The 26,346-nt window shown below is 71.8% G+C and carries 22 protein-coding genes and 1 pseudogene; 16 read left to right on the top strand and 7 right to left on the bottom strand.

Annotation, left to right across the window (positions count from 1 at the left end; translation table 11 throughout):
- Positions 1-44: 44 nt before the first annotated feature.
- Both argF and ACZ4SF_RS24390 read left to right on the top strand, forming a co-directional pair.
- On the top strand, positions 45-1,067 hold the full coding sequence (gene argF, locus ACZ4SF_RS24395; protein WP_468387984.1) for an ornithine carbamoyltransferase: 1,023 nt from the start codon (positions 45-47) through the stop codon (positions 1,065-1,067).
- Positions 1,068-1,177: 110 nt separating this feature from the next.
- On the top strand, positions 1,178-2,623 hold the full coding sequence (locus tag ACZ4SF_RS24390; protein WP_468387982.1) for an amino acid permease: 1,446 nt from the start codon (positions 1,178-1,180) through the stop codon (positions 2,621-2,623).
- Here ACZ4SF_RS24390 and ACZ4SF_RS24385 read toward each other — a convergent pair.
- On the bottom strand, positions 2,583-3,035 hold the full coding sequence (locus ACZ4SF_RS24385; RefSeq protein WP_468387980.1) for an ATP-binding protein: 453 nt from the start codon (positions 3,033-3,035) through the stop codon (positions 2,583-2,585). The genes ACZ4SF_RS24390 and ACZ4SF_RS24385 overlap by 41 nt on opposite strands.
- Before the next feature lie 295 nt (positions 3,036-3,330).
- Between ACZ4SF_RS24385 and ACZ4SF_RS24380 the strand changes: the two genes are divergently transcribed.
- Positions 3,331-4,158, top strand: a complete 828-nt coding sequence (locus ACZ4SF_RS24380; protein ID WP_468387978.1) for an enoyl-CoA hydratase family protein — start codon at positions 3,331-3,333, stop codon at positions 4,156-4,158.
- Positions 4,143-6,530, top strand: coding sequence for a bifunctional salicylyl-CoA 5-hydroxylase/oxidoreductase (locus ACZ4SF_RS24375; RefSeq protein WP_468387976.1), 2,388 nt, complete (start codon positions 4,143-4,145; stop codon positions 6,528-6,530). Before ACZ4SF_RS24380 ends, ACZ4SF_RS24375 begins: the two co-directional genes overlap by 16 nt.
- Positions 6,531-6,579: 49 nt before the next feature.
- Here ACZ4SF_RS24375 and ACZ4SF_RS24370 read toward each other — a convergent pair whose 3' ends face one another.
- Entirely contained in the window at positions 6,580-7,392 is an 813-nt protein-coding gene (locus tag ACZ4SF_RS24370) for a PaaX family transcriptional regulator (RefSeq protein ID WP_468387974.1), read from the bottom strand.
- 15 nt (positions 7,393-7,407) lie between these two features.
- Positions 7,408-9,000 (bottom strand): AMP-binding protein, encoded by a 1,593-nt coding sequence (locus tag ACZ4SF_RS24365; RefSeq protein WP_468387972.1) that lies wholly within the window; start codon positions 8,998-9,000, stop codon positions 7,408-7,410.
- A 279-nt stretch (positions 9,001-9,279) separates the two neighbouring features.
- Between ACZ4SF_RS24365 and ACZ4SF_RS24360 the strand changes: the two genes are divergently transcribed.
- The 3 genes from ACZ4SF_RS24360 (at position 9,280) to ACZ4SF_RS24350 (ending at position 11,539) form a co-directional block, all read left to right on the top strand.
- Positions 9,280-10,413 (top strand): acyl-CoA dehydrogenase family protein, encoded by a 1,134-nt coding sequence (locus tag ACZ4SF_RS24360; protein WP_468387970.1) that lies wholly within the window; start codon positions 9,280-9,282, stop codon positions 10,411-10,413.
- Positions 10,410-10,808, top strand: a complete 399-nt coding sequence (locus tag ACZ4SF_RS24355) for a RidA family protein (protein ID WP_468387968.1) — start codon at positions 10,410-10,412, stop codon at positions 10,806-10,808. The genes ACZ4SF_RS24360 and ACZ4SF_RS24355 overlap by 4 nt, the downstream gene beginning before the upstream one ends.
- 293 nt (positions 10,809-11,101) lie before the next feature.
- On the top strand, positions 11,102-11,539 hold the full coding sequence (locus ACZ4SF_RS24350) for a DUF6299 family protein (RefSeq protein ID WP_468387966.1): 438 nt from the start codon (positions 11,102-11,104) through the stop codon (positions 11,537-11,539).
- Positions 11,540-11,749: 210 nt separating this feature from the next.
- Here the strand turns inward: ACZ4SF_RS24350 and ACZ4SF_RS24345 are convergent.
- A pseudogene (locus ACZ4SF_RS24345) lies at positions 11,750-12,505 on the bottom strand (GntR family transcriptional regulator); the annotation flags it as partial.
- A gap of 302 nt (positions 12,506-12,807) precedes the next feature.
- Here ACZ4SF_RS24345 and ACZ4SF_RS24340 point away from each other — a divergent pair.
- The 9 genes from ACZ4SF_RS24340 (at position 12,808) to ACZ4SF_RS24300 (ending at position 23,008) form a co-directional block, all read left to right on the top strand.
- On the top strand, positions 12,808-14,085 hold the full coding sequence (locus ACZ4SF_RS24340) for an extracellular solute-binding protein (protein WP_468387964.1): 1,278 nt from the start codon (positions 12,808-12,810) through the stop codon (positions 14,083-14,085).
- A gap of 104 nt (positions 14,086-14,189) precedes the next feature.
- Positions 14,190-15,188: a carbohydrate ABC transporter permease gene (locus ACZ4SF_RS24335; RefSeq protein ID WP_468387962.1), complete on the top strand. Its 999-nt coding sequence runs from the start codon at positions 14,190-14,192 to the stop codon at positions 15,186-15,188.
- Positions 15,185-16,015 carry a carbohydrate ABC transporter permease gene (locus ACZ4SF_RS24330; protein WP_468387960.1) on the top strand — a complete coding sequence of 277 codons (831 nt, stop codon included), beginning with the start codon at positions 15,185-15,187 and terminating at the stop codon, positions 16,013-16,015. Before ACZ4SF_RS24335 ends, ACZ4SF_RS24330 begins: the two co-directional genes overlap by 4 nt.
- A gap of 8 nt (positions 16,016-16,023) precedes the next feature.
- Entirely contained in the window at positions 16,024-17,535 is a 1,512-nt protein-coding gene (locus ACZ4SF_RS24325; protein ID WP_468387959.1) for a glycoside hydrolase family 3 protein, read from the top strand.
- Between the two features lie 156 nt (positions 17,536-17,691).
- Positions 17,692-18,720 (top strand): phytanoyl-CoA dioxygenase family protein, encoded by a 1,029-nt coding sequence (locus tag ACZ4SF_RS24320; protein ID WP_468387957.1) that lies wholly within the window; start codon positions 17,692-17,694, stop codon positions 18,718-18,720.
- On the top strand, positions 18,717-20,006 hold the full coding sequence (locus tag ACZ4SF_RS24315; protein ID WP_468387955.1) for a DUF6271 family protein: 1,290 nt from the start codon (positions 18,717-18,719) through the stop codon (positions 20,004-20,006). The genes ACZ4SF_RS24320 and ACZ4SF_RS24315 overlap by 4 nt, the downstream gene beginning before the upstream one ends.
- Complete coding sequence (locus tag ACZ4SF_RS24310; protein WP_468387953.1) at positions 20,003-21,304, top strand: type III PLP-dependent enzyme; 1,302 nt, start codon at positions 20,003-20,005, stop codon at positions 21,302-21,304. Before ACZ4SF_RS24315 ends, ACZ4SF_RS24310 begins: the two co-directional genes overlap by 4 nt.
- A 1-nt stretch (position 21,305) precedes the next feature.
- Positions 21,306-21,833, top strand: a complete 528-nt coding sequence (locus ACZ4SF_RS24305) for a GNAT family N-acetyltransferase (protein ID WP_468387951.1) — start codon at positions 21,306-21,308, stop codon at positions 21,831-21,833.
- On the top strand, positions 21,833-23,008 hold the full coding sequence (locus ACZ4SF_RS24300) for an MFS transporter (protein ID WP_468387949.1): 1,176 nt from the start codon (positions 21,833-21,835) through the stop codon (positions 23,006-23,008). The genes ACZ4SF_RS24305 and ACZ4SF_RS24300 overlap by 1 nt, the downstream gene beginning before the upstream one ends.
- A gap of 199 nt (positions 23,009-23,207) precedes the next feature.
- On the opposite strand, the gene sbnA is transcribed toward ACZ4SF_RS24300, so the two are convergent.
- From sbnA to ACZ4SF_RS24285, 3 genes are read right to left on the bottom strand one after another with little or no spacing between them, the layout of a single operon-like run.
- The gene (sbnA, locus tag ACZ4SF_RS24295) at positions 23,208-24,230 is read right to left on the bottom strand and encodes a 2,3-diaminopropionate biosynthesis protein SbnA (protein ID WP_468387947.1); all 1,023 of its coding nucleotides are present in this window, start codon (positions 24,228-24,230) and stop codon (positions 23,208-23,210) included.
- A gap of 37 nt (positions 24,231-24,267) precedes the next feature.
- Complete coding sequence (gene sbnB, locus ACZ4SF_RS24290; protein ID WP_468387945.1) at positions 24,268-25,338, bottom strand: 2,3-diaminopropionate biosynthesis protein SbnB; 1,071 nt, start codon at positions 25,336-25,338, stop codon at positions 24,268-24,270.
- The gene (locus ACZ4SF_RS24285) at positions 25,335-26,339 is read right to left on the bottom strand and encodes a TauD/TfdA family dioxygenase (protein ID WP_468387943.1); all 1,005 of its coding nucleotides are present in this window, start codon (positions 26,337-26,339) and stop codon (positions 25,335-25,337) included. Before ACZ4SF_RS24285 ends, sbnB begins: the two co-directional genes overlap by 4 nt.
- Between the last annotated feature and the right edge of the window lie 7 nt (positions 26,340-26,346).

Here is a 26,346-nt window from a genome sequence, read left to right as displayed (position 1 = left end):
TAGAATTCCAGAGTCCCTGTAGTCGTACCTCTGGAGCGCCCGCCATGGCGACAGTCCCGACCGCCCTCGCCGGCCGCCACTTCCTCAAGGAGCTGGACCTCACCGAGGAGGAGTTCCGCGGCCTGGTCGAGCTGGCGGTCGAGCTGAAGGCGGCCAAGAAGGCGGGGACGGAGACCCAGTACCTGCGGGGCAGGAACATCGCGCTCATCTTCGAGAAGACCTCGACGCGCACCCGCTGCGCGTTCGAGGTCGCCGCCGCCGACCAGGGCGCCCGCACCACCTACCTGGACCCCACAGGCTCCCAGATGGGACACAAGGAGTCCGTCAAGGACACGGCCCGCGTCCTCGGCCGGATGTACGACGGCATCGAGTACCGGGGCGACAGCCAGGCCAAGGTCGAGGAACTGGCCGAGCACGCCGGCGTGCCCGTCTACAACGGCCTCACCGACGACTGGCACCCCACCCAGATGCTCGCCGACGTGCTCACCATGACCGAGCACAGCACCAAGCCGCTGCGGAAGATCGCCTTCGCCTACCTCGGCGACGCCCGCTTCAACATGGGCAACTCCTACCTGATCACCGGCGCCCTGCTCGGCATGGACGTACGGATCGTCGCGCCGAAGACCTACTGGCCCGCCCAGGAGATCGTCGAGCGCGCCCGCGAGCTGGCCGCGGTCAGCGGGGCCCGCATCACGGTCACCGAGGAGGTCGCCGAGGGCGTCGCGGGCGCCGACTTCATCGCCACCGACGTGTGGGTCTCCATGGGCGAGCCCAAGGAGGTGTGGGGCGAGCGGATCACCGCCCTCGCCCCCTACGCCGTGACCATGGATGTCCTGAACGCCACCGGCAACCCGGACGTGAAGTTCCTGCACTGCCTGCCGGCCTTCCACGACCTCGGCACCCAGGTGGGCCAGGAGATCTTCGAGACCCACGGCCTCGAGTCGCTGGAAGTGACGGACGAGGTCTTCGAGTCCGCCCACTCGGTCGTCTTCGACCAGGCCGAGAACCGCCTGCACACCATCAAGGCCGTGCTGGTGGCCACACTGGCCCGGGAAACTCTTGCCTGACCCGGCTCACCAGGCCTTATCCTGACCGGCGGCCCGGAACCACCCCATCCGCAGCCGCCGCCGCGCCGCTACGACAGGCGCCCGCACCACCAGAAACGAGCACCACCCGCATGCCCGCTCCCCGCATCAAGTCCCCGCATCTGCTCCTCGCCGAATCCGGCGCAGACCGCGAGGGACACGGCCTGAAGCGCACCATGGGCCTCTTCCAGCTCATCTGCTTCGGCGTCGGCGCCATCGTCGGTACCGGAATCTTCGTCGGCCTCTCCGACTCCGTCGCGCAGGCCGGTCCGGCCGTCGTCGTCTCCTTCGTCCTCGCCGCGATCACCTGCGTCTTCACCGCCCTCTCCTTCGCCGAGCTGGGCGGCGCGATCCCGGTCTCCGGTTCGTCGTACTCCTTCGCCTACGCCGGCCTCGGCGAGTCCACCGCCTTCCTGGTCGGCTGGTGTCTGCTGCTGGAGTACGGCATCTCCATCTCGGCCGTGGCGGTCGGCTGGAGCCAGTACGTCAACGAACTGCTGCACAGCCTCACCGGCTGGCAGCTTCCGGCCGCGCTGTCCGCCGGCCCCGGCGACGGCGGCGTCGTCAACCTCCCGGCCGTGATCGTCATCGCCATGGCCTCCGTGCTGCTGGTGCGCGGGGTGCGGGAGAGCGCCCGGGCGACGGCCGCCATGGCCGCCGTCAAGCTGGTGATCCTGATCGCCTTCTGCGCCATCGGCTACAGCGCCTTCAAGGACGGCAACCTCACCCCGTTCTCGCCGGCCGGCCTCGGCGGCATCGGCGCGGGCACCACCGCCGCGTTCTTCTCCTACATCGGCTTCGACGCGATCACCACCGCCGGCGAGGAGGCGAAGAACCCGCGCCGGGACATCCCCGTGGCGATCCTCGTCTGCATGGGCCTGGTCACCCTGCTCTACTGCGCGGTCGCGCTCGCCGCGATCGGTGCCATCGGCGGCGACCAGGTCGCGGGCCGTCCCGCCGCCCTCTCCTACGTCGTCAACCAGGTCACCGGCTCCACCTTCGGCGGCGGCGTGATCGCCTTCGGCGCGGTCGTCGCCATCGCCTCCGTCGTGCTCGCCGTGATGTACGGCCAGACCCGCATCCTGATGTCGATGTCCCGGGACGGCCTGATCCCGCGGGTCTTCGAGAAGGTGTCCCCGAAGACCTCCACGCCGGTCGCCGGCACGCTGATCGTCGCGGTCGTCTTCGCGGTCCCGGCGGCCTTCGCCTCCCTCGACGCCGTGATGAACCTGTGCACCATCGGCACGCTCGCCATCATGGCCGTCGTCAACATCACCGTGATCGCCCTGCGCCGCCGCGAGCCGGGCCTCACCCGCAGCTTCCGGGTGCCGCTCTACCCCGTGGCCCCGCTGCTCGGCGTCGGCTTCTGCCTGTACCTGATGTACGAGACCGGCTGGCAGACCTGGCTGCAGTTCGCCGTCTTCCTCGCGGTGGGCCTGCTCGTCTACGGCGCCTACGGCCGCCGGCACTCCACGCTGGCGCAGGGCGCCGGCGAGGTCACTGCGGACGTCGCTGAGCGGGAACCGCAGGCAGTCTGAACCACACCGCCTTGCCCGACGGGGTGGGGCGGTGACCGCAGGACGAGCTGAGGGCGCGGATCAGCAGCAGCCCGCGTCCGCCCTCCTGCCAGACGTCGGGCTCCTCGATCACCGGCCGGCTCAGATGACCGGGGGGCGCCGGGTCGGGGTCGTGCACCTCGACCTGGCAGCCGCCCGGCTGCAGCTCCACCACCAGCTCTATCGGGCCGCGCCCGGCGGTGTGCTCCACCGCGTTGGCCACCAGCTCGGCCGTGAGCAGCTCCGCCGTGTCGCAGTCGGCCGGGTGCTCCACCTCGGTGAGCGCCGTACGCACCAGGGCGCGCGCCACGGGCACCGCCGCGGTGGTGTGCGGCAGTGCGATGCGCCAGGAGGCCGATTCGGCGGAGCGTTCGTGCAAGGCGAGTCCGTTCATGGAGCAGGCTGTCCTGCTTTCAACCGTAGGAATGGTACGGGGCCCGGCCGCAGAGACCGCTGTCGGGCACCGCCCGGGACCTCCGGCCCCGGTACGGGGCGCCATACCCGCGTGAACGGCCCGCCTCGCCTGCCCGGGCCCACTGTTACCGCCCTGTCGACGGCCGGTGACGGATGTGACCGGCACCGGTCGAACGGATGCGGCATGTCGCGCCCCCGTGACGACAGTCACAAACAAGTGATAGCTTCGAAGGGCAGAGCAACGTACGGCACGCCGCCCGAGGAGGCCGCACGTCATGAGTCCGTTCACCGGCTCCGCCGCCCGCACCCCCGGCTGGGAGCACTTGCGCGTCCGGATCGCCGACGGGGTCGCCACCGTCACCCTCGCCCGCCCGGAAAAACTCAACGCCCTCACCTTCGGCGCCTACGCCGACCTGCGCGACCTGCTCGCCGAACTGTCCCGGGAGCGGTCGGTACGCGCCCTGGTGCTGGCCGGCGAAGGACGCGGCTTCTGCTCCGGCGGCGACGTTGACGAGATCATCGGCGCCACGCTGTCCATGGACACCGCCCAGCTGCTCGACTTCAACCGGATGACCGGCCAGGTGGTCCGGGCGATCCGCGAATGCCCCTTCCCGGTGATCGCCGCGGTCCACGGCGTGGCCGCCGGCGCGGGCGCGGTCCTCGCCCTCGCCGCCGACTTCCGCATCGCGGATCCCTCGGCCCGCTTCGCCTTCCTCTTCACCCGGGTCGGCCTGTCCGGCGGAGACATGGGCGCGGCCTATCTGCTGCCCCGGGTCGTCGGCCTCGGACACGCCACCCGCCTGCTGATGCTGGGCGAACCGGTCCGCGCACCCGAGGCGGAGCGCATCGGCCTGGTCAGCGAGCTGACGGACGAGGGCCGCGTGGACGAGGCGGCGACGGCGCTCGCCCGCCGCCTGGCCGACGGGCCGGCCCTGGCCCACGCCCAGACGAAGGCGCTGCTGACGGCGGAGCTGGACATGCCCCTGGCGGCAGCGGTGGAGCTGGACGCGTCGACGCAGGCGCTGCTGATGAACGGCGAGGACTACCACGAGTTCCACGCGGCGTTCACGGAGAAGCGTCCCCCGAAATGGCGGGGACGGTGACTGTGCCCACCCAAGGGGCGCGGGGAACTGCGCGACGTGCCACGACGGACCCGCAGCCGGGAACCACCACGGACCCGCAGCCGGGAACGACGGGCGGCCGCCCTCTCCGGGTGGCGGTCATCGGCGGCGGCCCCGGCGGCCTCTACGCCGCCGCCCTGCTGAAACGGCTGGACCCCGCGAGGGAGATCACCGTCTGGGAGCGCAACGCCCCCGACGAGACCTTCGGCTTCGGAGTGGTCCTCTCCGACGAGACACTCGGCGGCATCGAACACGCCGACCCCGTCGTCCACGAAGCCCTCCAGCGCGACTTCGTCCGCTGGGACGACATCGACATCGTGCACCGCGGCACACGGCACCGCTCCGGCGGCCACGGATTCGCCGCGCTGGGCCGGCACCGGCTGCTTCGGATCCTGCACGAACGCTGCCGCTCACTCGGCGTGGAGCTGCGGTTCTCCACCGAGGCCCCGCCGGTCGACCGGCTCGCGCAGGAGCATGACCTGGTCATCGCCGCCGACGGTGTGCACAGCACCACCCGCGAGCACTACGCCGATGTGCTGCGCCCCCAGGTGACCGAGCACCGCTGCCGCTACATCTGGCTCGCCGCCGACTTCGCCTTCGACGCCTTCCGCTTCGAGATCAACGAGACCGAACACGGAGTCATGCAGCTGCACGGCTATCCCTTCGCGGCCGACGCCTCCACCGTCATCGTCGAGATGCGCGAGGAGGTCTGGCGGGCGGCGGGATTCGCGGAACTCGACCCGCAGGAGACCCTCGAACGCTGCGCCAAGATCTTCGCGGACGCGCTCGGCGGACGCCCCCTGCGCTCCAACAACTCCGCCTGGACCACCTTCCGCACGGTGGTCGACGAGCACTGGTCGCACGGCAACGTCGTCCTCCTCGGAGACGCCGCCCACACTGCCCACTTCTCCATCGGCTCCGGCACCAAGCTGGCCGTGGAGGACGCCCTGGCCCTGGCCGCGTGCCTGCAGGAACAGCCGGACGTGCCCAGGGCGTTGGCGGCCTACGAGGAGGAGCGCAAGCCCGTCGTCGCCTCCACCCAGCGGGCCGCCCGGGCGAGCCTGGAGTGGTTCGAGAACCTGCGGCTCTACCTTCACCAGCCGCCCCGCCAGTTCGCCTTCAACCTGCTCACCCGCAGCCGTCGCGTCACCCACGACAACCTCCGGCTGCGCGACCCCCATTTCACCGAGGGCGTGGAGCGCGAGTTCGGCTGCCCGCCCGGCACACCCCCGATGTTCACCCCGTTCCGGCTGCGAGGCCTGACCCTGCGCAACCGGGTGGTCGTGTCACCGATGGACATGTACTGCGCCACCGACGGGGTCCCCGGCGACTTCCACCTCGTCCACCTCGGCGCCCGCGCCCTCGGCGGGGCCGGTCTGGTGATGACCGAGATGGTGTGCGTCAGTGCGGAGGGCCGGATCACCCCCGGCTGTGCCGGCCTCTACACCGGGCGACAGGCCGAGGCGTGGCGGCGCGTCACCGACTTCGTGCACCGCCAGGCACCGGGCACCGCGATCGGCGTCCAGCTCGGGCACTCCGGCCGCAAGGGCTCGACGAAGCTGATGTGGGAGGGCATGGACGAACCGCTGCCCGAGGGGAACTGGCCCCTCGTCGCCGCCTCCCCGCTGCCGTACAAGCCGGGCAGCCAGACTCCGCGCCAGCTCTCCCGTGCCCAGCTCACCGACGTCCGCGAGCAGTTCGCCGCAGCTGCCTGGCGGGCCGCCCGGGTCGGCTTCGACCTGCTCGAACTGCACTGCGCCCACGGCTATCTGCTCTCCGGCTTCCTCTCCCCGCTCACCAACCGGCGCACCGACGCCTACGGCGGCTCGCTGGAGCGGCGGCTGCGGTTCCCGCTGGAGGTCTTCGACGCCGTACGCGAGGTGTGGCCGGCGGAGCGGCCGATGACGGTGCGGATCTCGGCCACCGACTGGGCGGAGGGCGGGACGACCGCCGAGGACGCCGTCAGGATCGCCCGCGCCTTCGCGGCGCACGGCGCCGACGCCATCGACGTCTCCACCGGGCAGGTGGTGGCCGAGGAGACGCCGGAGTTCGGGAGGTCGTACCAGACGCCGTTCGCCGACCGCATCCGGCAGGAGGCCGGCCTCCCCGTGATCGCGGTCGGCGCGATCTCCTCCTGGGACGACGTCAACTCGCTGATCCTGGCGGGGCGTACCGACCTGTGCGCACTGGCCCGCCCCCACCTGTACGACCCGCACTGGACCCTGCACGCGGCGGCCGAGCAGGGCTACGAGGGCCCCGGTGCCGGCTGGCCCGCACCGTACCGGGCCGGCAGCCGGCGCCCGCAGACCGGCCGCACCGACGCCCCGAGGCCCCGTCTGTCCCTCGGCGGCTGAGGTCCGCCGTCCCGGCGGAGGGCCGGACACCCCCTGGCCGGGTCCCCCGTCACAGTCCCGCGAACGCGGCGCCCGCGTCCCGCAGCCGCCGGTGCAGGCCCCGGAACACCTCCGCGGAGCGGACGCCCGGCCAGTCCGCCGGGAGCAGGCGGGTGGGCAGCCCCGGGTCGGTGTAGGGGAGGTGGCGCCAGGAGTCGAGGGCCAGGAGATAGTCGTGGTAGGCCTCCTCGGACGGGGTGTCCGGGCGCCGCTCCCAGGCGTGCAGCACAGGCGCGTGCGCGTCCAGGAAGTGCTCGTGCTCCTTGGCGATCGCGGCCAGGTCCCACCAGCGGCCCACCGCATCGGCCGTCGGCGCGAAACCCAGGTGCTCGCCGCGGAAGAAGTCCACGTACGGATCCAGGTGCAGCCGGCGCAGGGTGTGCTCCGTCTCCTCGTGCAGGCGGGCCGGGGCGATCCACACACCCGGAGCCGCCGTGCCGAAGCCCAGCCGGGCCAGCCGGGAGCGCAGCACGTGCCGCTTCTGCCGCTCCGACTCCGGCACCGAGAACACCGCGAGCACCCAGCCCCCGTCCTCGACGGGCGCTGTCGCGTAGATGCGCCGGTCGCCGTCGTCCAGCAACTGGCGTGCCTCGGCGGAGAGTTCGTACCCGGCCGCGCCGGACTCCGTGCGGGCCGGCAGGAGCAGACCGCGGCGTTTGAGCCGGGACACCGAGGAGCGCACGGAGGGCGCGTCCACGCCGAGCGCGGCCAGGAGCCGGATCAGCTCGGCGACGGGCACCGGGCCGGGCATGAAGCGGCCGTACGCGCCGTAGAGCGTGACGATGAGGGACCGGGGGGCGTGCTGCTCGGACACGTTGATCATTTTAGGTCTTCGACATCACTGCCGGTCACCATCGGTGCGCAGCCGGAACCGCTGCACCTTGCCGGTGGCGGTGCGGGGCAACGCGTCGAGGAAGACGAACTCGCGCGGGCATTTGTAGGGCGCCAGTTCGGCGCGGAGGAACGCGCGCAGTGCTTCCGGGTCGCGCCGGGCTCCGTCGCGCAGCACCGTGTAGGCCACGACCACGTGGCCGCGGGCCTCGTCCGGGCGGCCGACGACCGCCGTCTCGGCCACGTCCGGGTGGCGCAGCAGCGCGTCCTCCACCTCCGGGCCGGCGATGTTGTAGCCGGAGGAAATGATCATGTCGTCGGCGCGGGCCACATAGCGGAAGTAGCCGTCCTGCTCGCGGACGTAGGTGTCTCCGGTGATGTTCCAGCCGTCGCGGACGTACTCCCGCTGACGCGGATCGGCGAGGTAACGGCAGCCCACCGGGCCGCGCACGGCCAGCAGCCCTGGCTCGCCGTCGGGAACGGGCCGCCCGCCGGTGTCCTGGACGCGGGCCTGCCAGCCCGGTACCGGGACGCCCGTGGTCCCGGGTCTTATGTGCTCGTCGGCGGCGGAGACGAAGATGTGCAGCAGCTCGGTGGCGCCGATGCCGTTGATGATGCGCAGGCCGGTGCGCCGGTGCCAGGCCTGCCAGACGGACGCGGGCAGGTTCTCGCCGGCCGACACACAACGCCGCAGCGACGAGACGTCGTACCCGTCCAGCCGGTCCAGCATGGCGCGGTAGGCGGTCGGCGCGGTGAACAGGACCGAGACGCGGTGCTCCGCGATCGCGGGCAGCAGCTGCCTGGGCGTCGCGTGTTCGAGAAAGAGGGCACTGGCGCCGGCGCGCATCGGGAAGACCACCAGCCCGCCGAGGCCGAAGGTGAAGCCGAGCGGGGGACTGCCGGTGAAGATGTCGTCCGCATGGGGTTGCAGCACATGTCTTGAGAAGGTGTCGGCTATCGCCAGCACATCCCGGTGGAAGTGCATGCACCCTTTCGGGCGACCCGTCGTACCGGAGGTGAAGGCGATCAGGGCCACGTCGTCGGACGCGGTGTCCACCGCGGGGTAGGGGGTGGCGGGCGCCGGGCGGCGCAGCAGGTCGTCGGGTGCGTCGCCGCCGTACGTCGTGATCCGCAGCCCGGGTATCTCCGCCTTCGCCAGGTCGTCCACCGCGTGTACGTCGCACAACGCGTGCCCGACCCGGGCGATCTCGCACATGGTGGCCAGCTCGTGCGGCCGCTGCTGGGCCAGCACGGTGACCGCGACCGCGCCCGCCTTCAGCACGGCCAGCCAGCAGGCGGCGAGCCAGCGGCTGCTCGGGCCGCGCAGCAGGACCCGGTTGCCCGGGACCACGCCCAGGCCCGTGGTGAGGACGTGCGCGATCCGGTCGACGTGGGCGCGCAGCTCGCCGTACGTCCAGGTGGGGCCGGCCGGGGTGCGGAACACCGGCCGGGCGGGGTCGGCGTGGTCCAGGAGTTCCGCGGCGCAGTTCAGCCGATCGGGGTAGTGCAGTTCCGGCAGGTCGAACCGCAGCTCGGGCCACTCGTGCGGCGGGGGCAGATGGTCGCGCGCGAACGTGTCGACGTGGGCCGAGAGATGCATGGCGGTCCGCCCCCTTGCCGTGACGGATGTCCTGACGGGCTTCCTGGTGGGCTCGCGCAACGAGCGTATCGTGTTGGTGACGGCAGTCAACTGTGCGCGATAACGTCGTGGGCGGGTGGGAGAGGTCCCGCCTCCAAGGTGACGGGACGGCCGGCGCGGTCCGGCCCCGGACGACGGGACGGCCGTGGCGGCCCGTCCCCCGACGACGGGGAGGCCGTGGCGGCCCGCCCCCAGGCGACGGGGAAGGCCGTGCCGGCCGCCCCGGAGGGAGGACCGGCCGTGTCCGCATTCTCACTCGGACCGGAGCAGACCGCATGGTGTGCCGAGCTGCGCACGCTGGGCGCCGAACGGCTCCGCCCGCTCGCCGACCAGGGCGAACCCGGGCGGGTCAACCGGCCGCTGCTCGCCGAACTCGGCCGGCGCGGCCTGCTCGCCCGGCTGTTCGACTCCGGTGCGCTGGACCTGTGCCTGATGCGCGAGTCCCTCGCCCAGGCCTGCACCGAGGCCGAGACCGCCCTCGCCCTGCAGGGCCTGGGCGGCCACCCGGTGCACGCGCACGGCACCCCGGCCCAGCGCGAACGCTGGCTGCCCGGGGTCGTGGACGGCAGCGCGGTCGCCGCCTTCGCGCTGAGCGAGCCCGGCGCCGGTTCCGACGCGGCGGCCCTGGCCCTCGCGGCCGAGCCGGACGGCGCCGAAGGCTGGCGGCTGACCGGCGCCAAGTGCTGGATCTCCAACGCCCCCGAGGCCGACTTCTACACCGTCTTCGCCCGGACCACGCCCGGCGCCGGAGCCCGCGGTGTGACCGCCTTCCTGGTCCCCGGCGACCGGCCGGGCCTCACCGGCAGCGCCCTGGAGATGCTCTCGCCGCACCCCATCGGCAGCCTCGGCTTCGACGCGGTGCCGGTCACCGCCGCCGACGTGCTCGGCGAGCCCGACCGCGGCTTCGCCGTCGCCATGGGCACCCTCAACCTCTTCCGTCCCAGCGTCGGCGCCTTCGCCGTCGGCATGGCCCAGGCCGCGCTGGACGCCACCGTCGGCCACACCAGCCGGCGCGAGGCCTTCCAGGGCCGGCTGATGGACCTCCAGGCCGTGTCCCACCAGGTCGCCGAGATGGCCCTGCGCACGGAGGCGGCCCGGCTGATGGTGTACGCGGCAGCGTCGGGGTACGACGACGGCGCCGCCGACGTCCCGCGTCGCGCCGCGATGGCCAAGCTGCTCGCCACCGAGACCGCGCAGTACGTCGTCGACACCGCCGTCCAGCTGCACGGCGCCCGCGCCCTGCGCCGCGGCCACCTCCTGGAGCACCTGTACCGCGAGGTGCGCGCACCGCGCATCTACGAGGGCGCCAGCGAGGTCCAGCGAGGCATCATCGCCAAGGAGTTGTACGCCACGGCACAGAAGGGGGCCCGGTGACGACCGAGCGCGTCAACCCGTCCGAGCTGTCCCCGCCCACGGGCTTCTCGCACGCCGTCGTCGCGGCCGGTTCCCGCGTGGTGTTCCTCGCGGGCCAGACCGCGCTCGACGCCGACGGCAAGATCACCGGCGGCACCCTCCCCGAGCAGTTCGAGAAGGCGCTCGGCAACCTCCTCGTCGCCCTGCGCGCGGCCGGCGGCACCCCGGCGGACCTCGCCCGGGTCACCGTCTACGCCACCGACGTCGCCGCGTACCGCGCGCACGCGCGGCAACTCGGCCGCATCTGGCGGGAGTCGGCCGGCCGCGACTATCCCGCGATGGCCGTCGTGGAGGTCGTACGGCTGTGGGACGAGCAGGCGCTGGTGGAGCTGGACGGGTTCGCGGTACTGCCGTAGGGCCTGTCCTGCGGATTCCGCCGGGCTCGGGGGCCCGACTCGCCGGGGGACCGGGCCGGCCGGAATGCGCGGTCGCTCGAAGCCGGCCGGTCCGGGCGGCATCCCGGTCCTTCCGGCCCCGCTCCCGTCGTGGCCTGTGGCCTGGCACGCCCGGGGCGCCTCCCGCACCCTTCTCGTCCCGACCGGCCGGACGGTTCCATGACGCGCCACCGTTGGAGTGACGGTCACGCCCGTCGGCACGGCCGCCCGGTACCAGTGGAAGCCCTCGACCCCATGGAACCGGGAGGCTTCCCATGCCCGTACACCCCGCCCTCGCCGCGGCCCTCGCCGCCGGCGCCCTGCTGTGCTGCGCCGGTCCGGCCGCCGCCGCCCCCAAACCCGCCGAACCGGCCGAGACCATCACGATCGACAAGGCCGGCCGGATCGCCTCCCACGGCACGGTGCGGCTCTCGGGCACCTACCGCTGCACCGGCAGCACCGGACCGGTCTTCGTCAGCGCCGCGCTCAGCCAGGCCGACCCCGGCGTCCACCACGCCATCGGCGGCAGCACCGCCCGCTGCGACGGCGCCGAACACCGCTGGGAGAACTCCGGGGACATCGCGGCGGAGAAGCTGAAGGCGGGAAAGGCGCATGTCCAGGTCACCCTCACGGAACTGCGCCCGTCGGGCCTCATCCCGATGCCGGCCTTCCACGCGGTCGCGGACAAGGACGTCGCCCTCACCCAGGAGTGACCCCGGACGACGCCGCCGGGGCGCCGTCCGGAGGAGCCGGACATCCGTGTGCCCGGCGTACCGTCAGCCGCCGCCCGGCCCGGTGCCGTCCGTGCCGTCCTCGGCCCGGCACGGCGGCCGGCGGCCGGTGCCGTCCGGCCGCCCGTCCCAGGCGGGCGTGAGTCCGTCCCGGCCCGGCCCGGCCGCCCTGCGCCGGAGCACCGGGGAACCCGGCCGGCGCAAGGCGGCGACGAACTTGTAGCGGGAGCCGCGGTAGACGGAGCGCACCCACTCCACCGGGGCGCCCTCCGCGTCCCGGGAGTGCCGGGACAGCAGCAGCATCGGCAGCCCCACGTCGGTGCCGAGCAACTGTGCCTCGCGCGGGGTCGACAGCGAGGTCTCGATGGTCTCGTCGGCCTCGGCGAGATGGACGCCGTACACCTCGAAGAGCGCGGTGTAGAGCGACGGGTACGTGGCCAGGGACCGGCGCAGGCCGGGGAAGCGCCGTACGGACAGATGGGTCGTCTCGATCGCCATCGGTTCGCCGCCGGCCAGCCGCAGCCGCTCGATGCGCAGCACCCGTTCACCGATCCCGATGTCCAGCAGCCCCGCCAGCTTCTCGTCCGCGGGCACCTCCCCGAGGTCCAGCATCTGCGAGGCGGGGGTGAGGCCCTGGGCGCGCATGTCCTCGGTGTGCGAGGTGAGCTGGAGCGTGCGGTACAGCTTGGGCTGGGCGACGAAGGTGCCCTTGCCCTGGATCCGGTCCAGGCGGCCCTCTCCCACCAACTCCTGGAGCGCCTGCCGGACGGTGGTCCGCGAGGTGTCGAACCGGACGGCGAGCAAGCGCTCCGCGGGCATGGCCGATCCGGGCTGCAGGGCCTCCGCCATGCTGAGCAACTGCTGTTTGATCCGGTAGTACTTCGGCACGCGCGCGGTGCGGCCGGCCGCCCCCCTGCGCGGCTGGGCGCTGCTGACGTCGGTGGTCATGCCTGCCTTCCCGGCTGTCTCGATGGGCTCTCGTTATAGCGACCAACTGCCGTATGGTCTAGTCCAACTGAACGGTCCGGGGCGAAAGGGACGGAAGTGGACGGACGCACTCCGGTGACTTTCTCGTAACGGCCGGGACCGGCTTCCCGAACCACCCTTGACACTCCAAAAGGTCTAGGCCAAGCTCCACCGTACTGGTCTACACCATTAGTGGCCAGGTCCCGAGCCCTACGTGCAACAGCGTCGTACGCAGGTCACCGCCGAGGGCGTGGGGGGTTAGTGGCATCCCTGAGGAGGGTGGCGTGAAGCGCAAGCTTGCGGCCGCGATCGTGATCGCGGGCATGATGGTCTCCGTGTCGGCGTGCGGCGGAGACGACGACGACAGCGGCAAGAACGCGGGACCGGACAGCTTCAAGGGCCAGACGCTGACGGTCTGGGCGATGGACGGCTCCACGCCGGACCAGTGGGTCAAGGACGTCACGGCCGCGTTCGAGAAGAAGACCGGCGCCAAGCTGAAGTTCGAGACCCAGAAGTGGGACGGGATCCAGCAGAAGATCACCACCGCCCTCTCCGAGTCCACCCCGCCGGACGTGCTGGAGGTCGGCAACACCCAGACCCCGGCCTACGCGGCCACCGGCGGCCTCGCCGACCTGAGCGACCTCAAGAAGGAGATCGGCGCCGACTGGACGCCGTCGGTCTCGCAGTCCTCGGTCTACGAGGGCAAGCAGTACGCGGCCCCCTGGTACTTCGCCAACCGCGTGGTCATCTACAACAAGAAGATCTGGGCCGAGGCCGGTATCAAGGACACCCCGAAGACCCGGGACGAGTTCTTCAAGGACCTGGAGACCATCGGCAAGAAGACCGACGCCGAGCCGATCTACCTGCCCGGCCAGAACTGGTACTTCTTCGACGGCCTGACCATCGGTCAGGGCGCCGACCTGGTCAAGAAGGACGGCGACAAGTACGTCTCCAACCTCGGTGACCCGAAGGTCGGCAAGGCCATGGAGATCTACAAGAAGTACGCCTCCTACTCCAAGGCTCCCAAGGACAAGGACGAGGCCACCCCGCAGCAGGCCGAGGTCTTCGCCAAGGGCAAGACCGGCGCCTTCATCGGCATGGGCTGGGAGGCCGGCACCGCCGTCACCGCCAACAAGGCCATCGAGAAGGACCTGGGCTACTTCACCATCCCCGGCGAGACCGCCGACAAGCCCGAGAGCGTCTTCCTCGGCGGCTCCAACCTCGCCGTCGCCCAGGGCAGCAAGAAGCAGGCCCTGGCCAAGGAGTTCCTGAAGATCGCCCTGTCCGACCAGTACGAGGGCGAACTGGCCAAGCTCAACGGTGTCATCCCGAACAAGCAGGACCTGCAGTCCAACCTCAAGGGCAACGCCGTCGCCGAGGCCGCCGCTCCCGGTGCCGCCGTCGGCGGCACCACCCCGCTGATCCCCGAATGGGGCGCGGTGGAGAACACCCCGAACCCGATCAAGTCCTACATGACGGCCGTGCTCAACGGTAAGTCCCCGGCGGATGCCGCGAGGCAGGTCGAGGCCGAGATCAACAAGCGCCTGGCCCAGCAGAACTAGACCCGTCGCCGGGGGCGCCACGAGGGGGCGCCCCCGGCACGGGCATGGGCCGTGCCGTGGGCACGGCCATGGTTTTCGTACGGCCACGGAAGAGATGACGACTCATGTCAGTGCAGACCGAAGGCACGGACACGGCCGGGGAGCCCGCTGTCCGCAAGGCCCGGGTGCCGGCCCCGCCCCGAGGTGACGACCGCACCTCCACCGTCCCGTCCCGGCGCCTCGCCGCCGCCCCCTACCTGCTCCTGCTGCCCGCGTTGCTGGCCACCGTGGTCCTCCTCGGCTGGCCCCTGGTCAAGAACGGCATGCTGTCGTTCCAGAACCTCAACCCGCGGCAGCTCATCCAGCACCTCACCGAGTGGAACGGTGTCGACAACTACCGGGAGGTGCTGACCGGCGGCGACTTCTGGCGCGTCGTCGAGCGTTCCGTCGTCGTCACCGCGATCAACGTCGTGCTGATCATGGTGCTCGGCACCCTGGTCGGGCTGCTCCTCGCCCGGCTCGGCAGGAAGATGCGACTGCTGCTCATGGTCGGCCTGGTCCTCGCCTGGGCCATGCCGATCGTCGCGGCCACCACCGTCTACCAGTGGCTGTTCGCCCAGCGCTTCGGCGTGGTCAACTGGGTGCTGGACAAGCTCGGCTGGCACTCCATGGCCGACCACAACTGGCTGGAGACCCAGTTCTCCACCTTCGCCGTGATCACCCTGCTCCTCGTCTGGCAGTCCATACCCTTCGTGGCGATCAACCTCTACGCCGCGACCACCACCATCCCCCGGGAGCTGTACGAGGCGGCCTCCCTGGACGGCGCCGGCGCCTGGAAGAGCTTCACCTCCGTCACCCTGCCCTTCCTACGGCCCTTCCTTTACGCCACGACCTTCCTCGAGGTCATCTGGATCTTCAAGGCGTTCGCGCAGATCTTCGCGATGAACGCGGGCGGTCCCGACCACCTCACCGAGACCCTGCCGATCTACGCCTACGTCGAGGGCGTCGGCAACCAGCACTTCGGCGTCGGTGCGGCGATCTCCTTCCTGACCATCCTGGTCCTGCTCGTCATCACCTCGTACTACCTGCGCATGGTGCTCAAGCAAGAGGAGGACGAGCTGTGAAGCGCTCGCTCTTCGGCCGTATCTGGCCCAACGCGACCGCCGTCGTCCTCTTCGCCGGCTTCGCGTTCCCCGTCTACTGGATGTTCGCCACGGCCTTCAAGCCGACCGGTGACATCATCTCCGACGCCCCCGTGTGGTTCCCGACCGACGCCACACTCGAACACTTCAAGAAGGCCGTCGACGCCGACCACTTCTGGACCCTGGTCCTCAACTCCGTCACGGTCACGGTCCTGTCGGTCGTCTTCTCGCTCGTCATCGCCCTGTTCGCCGCCTTCGCCCTCGCCCGGATGCGGTTCAGGGGCCGGCGCGGCCTCATCGTGACGTTCATGCTGGCGCAGATGGCCCCCTGGGAGGTCATGATCATCGCCATCTACATGATCGTCCGTGACAACGACATGCTCAACAGCCTGGTCCCGCTCACCGTCTTCTACACGATGATGGTGCTGCCGCTGACCATCCTGACGCTGCGCGGCTACGTCGCCGCCGTGCCCAAGGAGCTGGAGGAGTCGGCGATGGTCGACGGCTGCACCCGCACCCAGGCGTTCGTCAAGGTCATCTTCCCGCTGCTCGCCCCCGGCCTGATGGCGACCTCGCTGTTCGGCTTCATCACCGCCTGGAACGAGTTCCCGCTCGTCCTGATCCTCAACAAGGACATCGAGAAGCAGACCCTGCCGCTGTGGCTGTCCCAGTTCCAGACCGCCTTCGGCGACGACTGGGGCGCCACCATGGCCGCCTCGTCCCTGTTCGCGCTGCCGATCCTGATCCTCTTCATCTTCCTGCAACGCAAGGCTGTCAGCGGTCTGACCGACGGCGCCGTGAAGGGATGACGCCCCCGATGACCACCATCGCCACCCCCGCGTCCGGCAGCGGCTCCGCCGCGGGTGACGCCCTCGCCCGGGACGCCCTCGCGGTGCTGCAGCCGGGGTTCGACGGCACCACCGCGCCCGACTGGGTACGCCGCCGCCTCGGTGAGGGCCTCGCCTCCGTCGCCCTGTTCGGCCGCAACGTCGTCAGCGAGGAGCAAGTCACCCGCCTCACCGCACAGTTGCGCGCCGAACGCGACGACCTGCTGGTCGCCATCGACGAGGAGAGCGGCGACGTCACCCGCCTCGACGTGCGCACCGGCTCCTCCTTCCCCGGCAACCACGCCCTCGGCGCCGTCGACGACCCCGCCCTCACCCGGGCCGTCTCCCGCGAGCTGGGCCGGCGCCTGGCCGCCTGCGGAGTCAACTTCGACTGGGCGCCCTCCGCCGACGTCAACGCCAACCCCGACAACCCCGTCATCGGCGTACGCTCCTTCGGTGCTGGCCCCGGCCTGGTCGCCCGGCACACCGCCGCCTGGGTGGAGGGCCTGCAGTCCACCGGCGTCGCCGCCTGCACCAAGCACTTCCCCGGCCACGGCGACACCAACGTCGACTCGCACCACGCCGTACCCCGCATCGACGCAGACGCCGACACCCTGTACGAGCGCGAACTGACCCCGTTCCGCGCGGCGATCGCCGCCGGCACCCGGGCGATCATGAGCGCGCACATCCTCGTGCCCGCCCTCGACCCCGACCGCCCCGGCACCCTGTCCCGGCGTGTCCTGACCGACCTGCTGCGCGGCGAACTCGGCTACCGGGGCCTGATCGTCACCGACGGCATGGAGATGCGGGCGATATCCGGCACCTACGGCCTGGAACACGGCGTGGTCCTCGCCATCGCCGCCGGCGCCGACGCCATCTGCGTGGGCGGCGGGCTCTGCGACGAGGGCACCGTGCTGAACCTGCGGGACGCGCTGGTCGCCGCCGTACGCTCCGGTGAACTGCCCGAGGAACGGCTCGCCGACGCGGCGGCCCGGGTGCGCGACCTGGCCGCCTGGACCGCCGCCGCCCGCGGTGACGCGGAGAAGACCGAGCCCGACTCGCAGGTCGGCCTGGTCGCCGCGCGCCGCGCGCTGACCGTGACCCGCACCGGCGCCGCCGCACCGCTGACGGAGCCGGCCTATGTCGCCCGGTTCAACCCGGCCCCCAACATCGCCGTCGGCGACCAGACCCCCTGGGGTGTCGCCGCCGAGCTGGAGCGGCTGCTGCCCGGCACCGACTCCGCCTCCTTCACCGGCGAGGGTGCCGGTGAAGCCGCCCTCGCCGCCGCCGGCGGGCGCCGGATCGTCGCCGTGGTCCGCGACGAGCACCGGCACGAGTGGATGCGCTCCGCGCTCGACACCCTGCTCGCAGCCCGCCCCGACACCGTGGTCGTGGAGATGGGCCTGCCGCAGGCCGCCCCGCGCGGCGCCCTGCACATCGCCACCTACGGCGCCGCCCGCGTCTGCGGGCTGGCAGCGGCCGAAGCCGTCCTCGCCGGCTGAACCGCCCACCCGGCCGCCCGCACCTCCCCGCGGGCGGCCGTCTTCCTCATCCCCCGGGAGCCCGGTGGCCCTTCCACGCTCTCGCGCTTGCCACCGGCACATGTCTCACGTCCGACCCCACGGTGTTTCTCCTCTCGATCACCCCGGAGTGAACGCATGACCACGCCCGCCCACCTCCACCGAGCGGCGACCCGCCGCCCCTACTTCAGCGCCGACGGCGAGACCTACCTCGCCCCGACACCGCTGCGCGACCTGCGGAAGACCGAGCCGCTGCGCGTGCTGTCGGAAGATGACTTCGCCTTCTGGCAGACCTACGGCTACGTCGTCGTACGCGAGGCCGTCACGCCCGGCGAGGCCAAGGGCCTGCTCGACTTCGCCTGGCAGTTCCAGGGACTCGACCCCGACCGCCCCGACACCTGGTACGAGGAGCCCGAGTTCCGCTCCGAACTCGACCGGCACCTCTACATCTACGGCTTCGTCGAGGCCTACCACCACCAGCTCATCTGGGACAGCCGGCAGACACAGCGCGTCTACGACGCCTTCGTGGACGTGTGGGACAGCCCCGAACTCTGGGTCACCCTGGACCGGCTCAACCTCAACCCGCCCAACGTGCGGACCCGTTCACGCTCCCTCATCGAGCCCACCGACGAGGGCTTCGACATCGAGCTGCACTGGGACGTCGACACCACCCTCGCCGTGCTGCCGCAGCGCGTCCAGGGCATCATCGCGCTCACCGACACCAGCCCCGGACCCGGCGGCTTCCAGTGCGCCCCGGAACTCTTCCGCCGCTTCGAGGAGTGGCGCGTCGCCCAGCCGCCCGGACGGGACCCCGTACGGCCCGGGACCGACCACGCCGAGTTCCCGGTCATCCGCCCCGACCTCCAGGCCGGCGACCTGCTGATCTTCAACGGCCTGCTCGCCCACGGCGTCGCCCCCAACCTCTCTGACAACGCTGTCCGGGCCGTCCAGTACCTCTCGATGATGCCCGCGCTGGAGGAACACACCGCCCTGCGCGACTCCCGCGTGAACTCCTGGCGCACCCTCGCCACCCCCGACTGGAACGCCACCCTGCTCGGCGACGCCCGCGCACCGGAGGCCCTCCGCTACGGCCCCGCCGAACTGAACGGCCTGGGCCGCAAGCTGCTCGGCCTGGAATCCTGGTCCGCCGCGGAAGGTGCACAGTGAACCGGATCTGCCTGAGCCTGCCCACCGACCGGGCCTGCTCCGCCACGATCACCGCGATCCACCAGGAAGCCGCCTACGCCGCCCGCCGCTTCGGCGCCGACGTCCAGCTGCTGATCCTGGACTCCGCCGACGACCGCTCCCGCGCCGAGCACACCCGCACCGTCGCCGCCCTGCCCGCGCAGCAGGGCGTGAGCGTCCACCACCTCGACGAGGAACGGCAACGCATCTGGCTGTTCCGCACCATCGAGCGGTCCGGCCTGCCCGACCCGCACCGGATGCTCCGCCTCATGCTCCCGCCGGCCGTCTCCTACGGCGCCTGCACCAACCGTGCCTTCCTGCTGGCCGCCGCCCTCGGCTGCGACTCGGTGCACCGCCGTGACTCCGACAGCACCTACCAACTCCACGCCGGTGCGCCCGTCTTCCCCGTCCACCATGAACTGCCCTGGCTGGGCCGCCCGGCCGCCGAGGCGTCGGCCGCCGTCTCCCGCACGGACCTCGACCCCGCCCACGCCCGTCGCCCGGTGTCGATGGCCGGCGCCTCCTTCATCGGTGAACTCTCCGTCGACATCGGCGAGATGCGCCGGCTGGACGAGGGCGTCCACCACGACGTGGTCGGCCTGTGGGCACCCGCCGACGCCTCACCGGAGCAGCGGCGGGCGCTGGTCGAGGAGTCCTTCACCGGAGCCGGCACGGTCCCTTTCACCGGCGACCACTCCACCCTGGCCCTCGTCGACCCGATGCGGGTCGACATGTGCAACATCGCCTTCCACCACGACGTCTACGAGCGGATCCCGCTGCCCCCGGCGACCGACACCATCGGCAGCGACTACTTCCTCATCCACCTGGTCCACGACGCCACGCTCCCCGGCATCCTGCACAACCGGCACATCCAGAACTTCCACACCCCCGAACGCCGCACCGGCACAGGGTTCCTCGCCTACCAGACCCGCTTCGTGAAGTTCCTGCTGTCGATGCTCTACTTCCACCACGTCTACGACCGGATGACCACCGAGGGCGCCGGGCTGCTGGACACCCGGCAGCAGGTCCGGCCGGACCGGATCGTGGAGTTCCTCCGGGAGAGCACGGACCTGGACCGCACCGAGAACGTCTGGCGCCTGGACCGGGTGGACACGGCGTACCGGAAGCTGGGCGGACGCTACGCGGCTGTCGCGGAGCAACTGGCCTCCAGGCGAGCCGGACTGCTCGACCGGGCAGCGCGGGACATGGAGGACTTCGCCCACCTGATCGAGGCCTGGCCGGCCCTGATCGAGGCGGCCCGCCCATGAACGCCCCGCACGGAAACGCCCCGCACAGGAGCGCCCCGGAGGGGCGCGGGGAACTGCGCGACCAGCCACAGCGCAGCCGCAGCCGCAGCCGCGCGACGGCGGATCCCGGCCCTTCCATCGGCGCCCTCACCACCGCACTCGCCACCGCCGCATCCGACCGCATCGTCTACGACCTCACCGGCATGGAGCACCAATACGCAGCCCTGCTGAACGAGCTGCCGGGAACCGACGTCCGCTTCGCCCTCAAGGCCTGCCCCGTCGACGAGGTCCTGCGCTGCCTCGCGGAGCGCGGCGCGGGATTCGACGCGGCGAGTCCCGCCGAGATCACGCAAGCACTGCGCGCCGGCGCCCCACCCGACCGCATCCACTACGGCAACACCGTCAAGTCCGACCACGACATAGCCGAAGCCCACCGCCTGGGAGTCCGCACCTTCGCCACCGACAGCGTCGCGGACGTCACCGCGATCGCCGCACACGCCCCCGGCGCCCGCGTGTTCTGCCGCCTGGCCACCAGCGGGGACGGTGCCCTGTGGGGTCTGAACCACAAGTTCGGCTGTTCACCCGGGGACGCCGTCCGGATCCTCGCCACGGCCCGCGCGTCCGGTCTCGTCCCGGCCGGCCTGTCCGTGCACGTCGGCTCCCAGCAGATGACCGGCGAGGCCTGGCAACAGGCACTGGACACACTCGCCGAGGTCCTCGTCGCCCTGGACGGGCTCGGGATCGTACCGGACCACGTGAACCTCGGCGGCGGCCTGCCCGCGCTCGGCTATCTCGACCGGCACGGCAACCCCCTCGCACCGCCGCTGGACAAGATCTTCACCGTCGTCCGCGAGGGCATGGACCGGCTGAACGGCCTGACGCCGGCCCCGCTCGGCTTCGTCGTCGAGCCGGGGCGCCACCTCGTCGCCGACCACGGCGCGGTCCGGGCCCATGTGTACCGGCTCACCGAACGGACCCGGCCGGACGGGACGCGCGCCCGCTGGCTGTACCTGAGCGTGGGCAAGTTCAACGGCCTGTACGAGATGGACCAGGTACGACACCGGCTGGTCTTCCCCGCGCAGGCGGCCGAGGCCGAGGAGACGTACGTGCCCGCCGTCGTCGCGGGGCCCACCTGCGACAGTGACGACGCCTACGGTGACGGCCGGCACCCGGCACGCGTGCCCCGCTCCCTCGCCTCCGGCGACCCCGTCTGGATCCTCTCCGCCGGCGCCTACGCCACCAGCTACACGACCCGGGGCTTCAACGGCATCCGCCCGCTGCCGTGCGTGTGCACCCGCGGCCCGGAAGGACACCACTGACATGAGAGACCTGATACGGGGCATCACCGAGGCCGACTGGCCCCGGCTGGCCGCCCTGGAGAGCGAGGCCTACGCCGGCCTCTCCCTCGCGGAGGGCGAGCAACTGCTGCGCTCCCGGGCCCGCGCCTCGGCCGGCACCTGCTTCGTCCTCGACCTCGACGGCCGGATCGCGGGCTATGTCCTCGCGCTGCCCTACCCGCCGCTGCGCTGTCCCGACCTCACCCACCCGGAGCGGGCCGTCCACCACACCACCAACCTCCACCTGCACGACCTGGTCGTCAGCGCGCCGCTGCGGCGCCGTGGGCTCGGCACCCGGCTGGTACACCATCTGACCGGCGTGGCCCGCACCCGCGGCTTCACGACCATGTCGCTGGTCGCCGTCGCGGGCAAGGAGGCGTTCTGGCGGGCCAACGGCTACCGGACACACCGCACGGCAGCCGTCCCGCCGGACTACGGCAGCGCCGCCGTCTACATGTCGGCCCAGGTGGCGGCTGTACCCCGCCCGCACGAGGCCCGGGAGGCCGTGTGATGGCCGAGCCCTCCTTCCGGCGTGCCAAGTGGTCGATCGCGGCGCTGTTCTGCTTCCTCGGCCTCCAGTACGGCACCTGGATCTCCCGCCTGCCCGCGCTGAAGACCAGGCTGGACCTGGGCGCCGGCGAGGTCGGCCTGCTGCTGATGGCCTGCGGGGCCGGCGCGGCGGCCTCCTTCCCGCTGGTCGCCGCCCTGATGCGACGGCTCGGCTCCCGACTGCTGTCCCTCGCCTCCGCCGCATGCCTGATCGCGGTCCTGGCCGCCCTGTCCGCCGTACCGGACTACCCGCTCGCACTGCTCGTCGTGTGCGCCGACGGAGTCGCGGTCGGCTGCCTCAACGTCACCATGAACGCGCAAGGTGCCGCCCTGGAGAGCACCCATGGGCGTACGGCCATGTCCCAGCTGCACGCCACCTTCAGCGCCGGCCTGCTCACCGCGGCCCTGCTGGCCTCCGGCGTCACCACGGGGACCGCGTCCGTGCCGGCGCACTTCACCGTCGCCGCAGCCCTGCTGCTGCTCCTGCTCGGCGGTGCCCGCCCGGGCCTGCTGACGCAGGAGCAGCCGGGCGCCACGAGCAACCCCGACGAGCCGAAGCGGCGCACCGGCCGCACCCTGCCCTCGGGCACGACCCTCCTCATGGGCTGCGCCATGGCCTTCGGCACGATCACCGAGGGCGCGATGAACGACTGGTCGACGCTCTACATGAAGGACGTGGTCGGGGCGTCCGCGTCCGTCGCACCGCTCGGCATCGCCGTCGTCTCCGTGACGATGCTGCTGGCCCGGGTCCTGGCGGACCGCTGGCGCACCCGCTGGGGCGACGGACGCGTGGTGTGCGCGGGCAGCGCCGTGGCCGCCGCCGGCCTGGCCCTCGCCCTGCTGACCGGCGGCGTGGTGCCCACGCTGCTCGGGTTCGCCTGCGTCGGCCTCGGTGCGGCGGCCGTCACCCCGTGCGTGTACGTGGCGGCGGCCGGCCGCGGCCCGGACGCCCTGGCGCTGGTGGCCGCGATGGGCACCACCGGACTGCTGGGCGGCCCGGCCCTGATCGGCTTCGTGGCGGGCGCGGCGAGCCTGACCCTGGGCATGGCCACGGTGGCGGCCTCGGCCCTGGTCGTCACCGTGACCGCCTTCTGGATCCCGTGGCGGGCCCGGGCCACCGCCCTCGTGCCGTCCTGAGCCGGAAATCCTTGTCCCGTCCCGAGCCGGAGACCCTCGTGCCGTCCTGAGCCGGAAATCCTTGTCCCGTCCCGAGCCGGAGACCCTCGTGCCGTCCTGAGCCGGAAACCCTTGTCCCGTCCGGTGCCGGAAACGGCAGGGCCGGACCGGGCGCGGCGGCACCGCCTCGCCCGGTCCGGCTCCGTCGGCGCCGCGCTCCCTATGATCTCCGACGGCGGCCGGGGGACCGCGCGGCGGAGTCCTCCTCCCACGGGGTGTCCACCCGGGCGGAGTCGACCATGTGGTCGCCGTACAGATCCTGCAGCCAGTTGGTCTGGTAGATGGTGTCGAGATAGCGCTCGCCGAGATCGGGGGCGATGGCCACCGCGGTGACGTCACGCGTGTCGTGCCGGGCCAGCCAGTCCGTCGCGGCGCTGACCACCGTCCCCGTGGAGCCGCCGAACAGGAAACCGTTCCGGGCCATGCGGTGACAGGTGTGGATGGTGTCCGCCTCCTCGACCCGGACCACCTCGTCCACGTACGACTCGTCGAGCAGCGGGGGACGCATGCTCATGCCGAGGCCGGGGATCATCCGGCGGCCGGGCTTGCCGCCGAAGGCCACCGAGCCCACGCTGTCCACGGCGACGATCCGCACCGGCCGCCGCCACTTGCGGAACCAGCGTGCGCAGCCCATCAGGGTCCCGGAGGTGCCCGCCCCGACGAACAGCACGTCCAGGTGCGGGAAGTTGCTGGCGATCTCCGGCGCGGTGGTGCGGTAGTGGGCCCGCCAGTTCCCCGGATTGGTGTACTGGCTCAGCCACACGTACCGGTCGTCGGACGCGCACAGCGCGCGGACGTAGTCCAGGCGCGTGCCCAGGAAGCCGCCGTTGGCGTCCAGGTCGGCCACGACGTGAACCTGGCTGCCGAGGGCCTCGATCAGCAGCCGGGTCGACAGGTTGCAGCGCGGGTCCGTCACGCACAGGAACCGGTAACCCTTGCTCGCGGCGATCATGCTGAGTGCGACGCCCAGGTTCCCGGACGAGGACTCCACGAGGATGGAATCCGGCTTCAGGGATCCGTCCCGCTCTGCGCTCTCCACCATCTCGTTGGCGGCCTTCAGCTTGATGGAGCCGGCGAAGTTGAAGCCCTCGCACTTGAGGTAGAGGCGGTATCCGAAAATCGACTCGAGATCGACGAAGAGACTTCCCTCGTTGAACTCGTGGGGAGCGCGGATGACAGGCACGGCAGGCCTCCTGATACCAGGGCTGAGGGCAACGGCCTCAGCCGTACCGGCGCAGGTCGTGGAAGAAGTCGTCGATGAGGCGGAGCTCTCCCGCCCGGGCCACTTGGTCGTAGACGTATTTGCCGACGGCCAGGTCGAGGACCCCGAGGCCGAAGGGGGAGAAGATCACCGGGCGGTCGTGCGGCGGCGCGGCCCGTCCGAGCATCACGTCGTTGAGGGTGCCGTTGAGGAAGTCCCGGTTGCCGGTCTGCTGCTCCACCAGATGGGGTGAGGTGTCCGCCTTCAGGCAGTGCTCGACGTCGTCGACGAAGTTCGCCGAGGCGAGCAGGATCTCGGGGGCGAGGTCGCGCAGCGACACGTGCAGGACCAGCGGGCCGTGCGCGAACCAGGCCGGGGCCGTGATGTGCGGCCGGCCGGCGACCGTGGCGAAGACCACGAGGTCGCTGGAGCGTATGAGGTCCTCGGCACTGTCGTGGACGGTGACCTGCCCGGTGGCACCGGCCTCTCTCAGGTAGCCGCAGAAGCCGGCGGTGCTGTCGGCGGACAGGTCGTGCACGCCGACGGCGTCGAAGGCCCAGCCGGTGCCGGCCAGGAAGGTGTGGATGTAGCGGGCGATCAGGCCCGTGCCGACGAACCCGATCCGGGTGGGGCGGCGCCTGGTGCGGCTGAGCCAGTCGGCGGCCAGCGCGGCGGACGCGGCGGTCCTGGTCGCGCTGATGACGGAACTCTCCAGGCAGGCGAAAGGATAGCCGGTGTCGTGGTCGTTGAGGATCAGCACCGCCGAGGCCCGGGGCAGCCCGGCGCTCACGTTCTCGGGGAAGCTGGAGATCCACTTCACGCCGTCCACGTGTACCGAGCCGCCCAGAGAGGCGGGCAGCGCGATGATCCGCGCGCTCGGGCGGTCGGCGAAGCGCAGGAAGTACGACGGCGGGTTGACCGAGTCCCCGGCGCCGTGCAGCCGGTACGTCGTCTCGACCAGCTGCACCAGTTCCTTCTCGTGCCCGGTGAGGGCTTCCTGCACCTGCCTGCCGGAGATCACGGCGAAGCTCGGCGTCGAACCCGGGTGGGGCACGGCCCGCCGGTCGGCGCTGGACAGCAGATGGGTCATCGCCCGCTCGCCTCCTCGGCCGGGCCGCAGTCGTCGAGGCGTCGCGGCTCGGCCATGCCGACGAGCACCTCCCGCTCCCCGGTGAAGGGCTCCCTGCTGTGCGCGGTGCGGATGTTGTCCACGAGCATCAGGTCGCCGGCCTGCCAGGGCTCGCGGCGGGTGTGCGTCTCGTAGGTGGTGTTCAGCAGCTGGACGACGTCCTCACCGATGGGACTGCCGTCCCCGTGACGGGTGTTGAACGGGAGCCCGTCCGCGCCGTACTCGTCGACCAGGTACTCGCGCACCTCCGGGTCCAGGGTCCACTCGTTGAGGAAGGCGATCTGGTTGAACCAGCAGCGCCGGCCCGTGAGCGGGTGCCGTACGACGGCGCTGCGGCGCTGCCGGGTGTGCAGCGAGCCGTCGGCGTCCCAGGTGAAGTCGATGGCGTGGGAACGGCAGTAGGCCTCGATCCCGGCCCGGTCGTCGGTGCCGAACGCCTCCGCCAGGGACGCCCCGATCTCGTCGTTGTAGGTGCGGGTCAGTAGCCAGCCCTCGCGCTCGAACCGTTGCGTCAGCTCGGCGGGCAGGGCCTGCAGTACCTGTTCGGCGTCGGCCACCGCCGTCGCCCCGCCCTGTTCGGGCGCGGTCAGACAGGCGAACAGCATCAGGCCGGGCACCTCCAGCAGGTAGCTCAGTTCGTGGTGCATGCACATCGGCTGGTTGGCCGGCCAGGTCGTGGAGGAGTACACCCCGGTGCCCCGGGCCTCCCGGGGCGCGAAGGCCTCCGTCTCCGTCATGAGTCCGCCGGCCAGTCGGGCGAAGACGGCACCGACCTGGTCGGCGTCCTTCAGGCCGAGGCCGCGGACGAGCAGCGCTCCGTGCTCGGTGACCTGCGCACGCAGTGCCTCGCGGTACTCGGCCGCCCAGCTCGCGGCGTCGGCCGGCGGCTCGACGCGCAGTATCGCGGGTTTGTCCGGCCGCAGCTCCATATCAAGCGGTGCTGCCAGGGATGATGACGGCATCTCGGTC

Source organism: Streptomyces sp. NPDC027663 (assembly GCF_055566415.1).
This window is presented reverse-complemented; position numbering and strand designations above follow the sequence as displayed.

Coding starts and splice junctions, on each gene's coding strand:
- sbnB (WP_468387945.1), bottom strand. CDS start 25,338: ATGACCCATCTGCTGTCCAGCGCCGACCGGCGGGCCGTGCCCCACCCG.
- ACZ4SF_RS24285 (WP_468387943.1), bottom strand. CDS start 26,339: ATGCCGTCATCATCCCTGGCAGCACCGCTTGATATGGAGCTGCGGCCG.
- ACZ4SF_RS24305 (WP_468387951.1), top strand. CDS start 21,306: ATGAGAGACCTGATACGGGGCATCACCGAGGCCGACTGGCCCCGGCTG.
- ACZ4SF_RS24300 (WP_468387949.1), top strand. CDS start 21,833: ATGGCCGAGCCCTCCTTCCGGCGTGCCAAGTGGTCGATCGCGGCGCTG.
- ACZ4SF_RS24370 (WP_468387974.1), bottom strand. CDS start 7,392: ATGATCAACGTGTCCGAGCAGCACGCCCCCCGGTCCCTCATCGTCACG.
- ACZ4SF_RS24350 (WP_468387966.1), top strand. CDS start 11,102: ATGCCCGTACACCCCGCCCTCGCCGCGGCCCTCGCCGCCGGCGCCCTG.
- ACZ4SF_RS24365 (WP_468387972.1), bottom strand. CDS start 9,000: ATGCATCTCTCGGCCCACGTCGACACGTTCGCGCGCGACCATCTGCCC.
- ACZ4SF_RS24335 (WP_468387962.1), top strand. CDS start 14,190: ATGTCAGTGCAGACCGAAGGCACGGACACGGCCGGGGAGCCCGCTGTC.
- ACZ4SF_RS24385 (WP_468387980.1), bottom strand. CDS start 3,035: ATGAACGGACTCGCCTTGCACGAACGCTCCGCCGAATCGGCCTCCTGG.
- ACZ4SF_RS24325 (WP_468387959.1), top strand. CDS start 16,024: ATGACCACCATCGCCACCCCCGCGTCCGGCAGCGGCTCCGCCGCGGGT.
- argF (WP_468387984.1), top strand. CDS start 45: ATGGCGACAGTCCCGACCGCCCTCGCCGGCCGCCACTTCCTCAAGGAG.
- ACZ4SF_RS24375 (WP_468387976.1), top strand. CDS start 4,143: ATGGCGGGGACGGTGACTGTGCCCACCCAAGGGGCGCGGGGAACTGCG.
- ACZ4SF_RS24390 (WP_468387982.1), top strand. CDS start 1,178: ATGCCCGCTCCCCGCATCAAGTCCCCGCATCTGCTCCTCGCCGAATCC.
- ACZ4SF_RS24320 (WP_468387957.1), top strand. CDS start 17,692: ATGACCACGCCCGCCCACCTCCACCGAGCGGCGACCCGCCGCCCCTAC.
- ACZ4SF_RS24380 (WP_468387978.1), top strand. CDS start 3,331: ATGAGTCCGTTCACCGGCTCCGCCGCCCGCACCCCCGGCTGGGAGCAC.
- ACZ4SF_RS24310 (WP_468387953.1), top strand. CDS start 20,003: ATGAACGCCCCGCACGGAAACGCCCCGCACAGGAGCGCCCCGGAGGGG.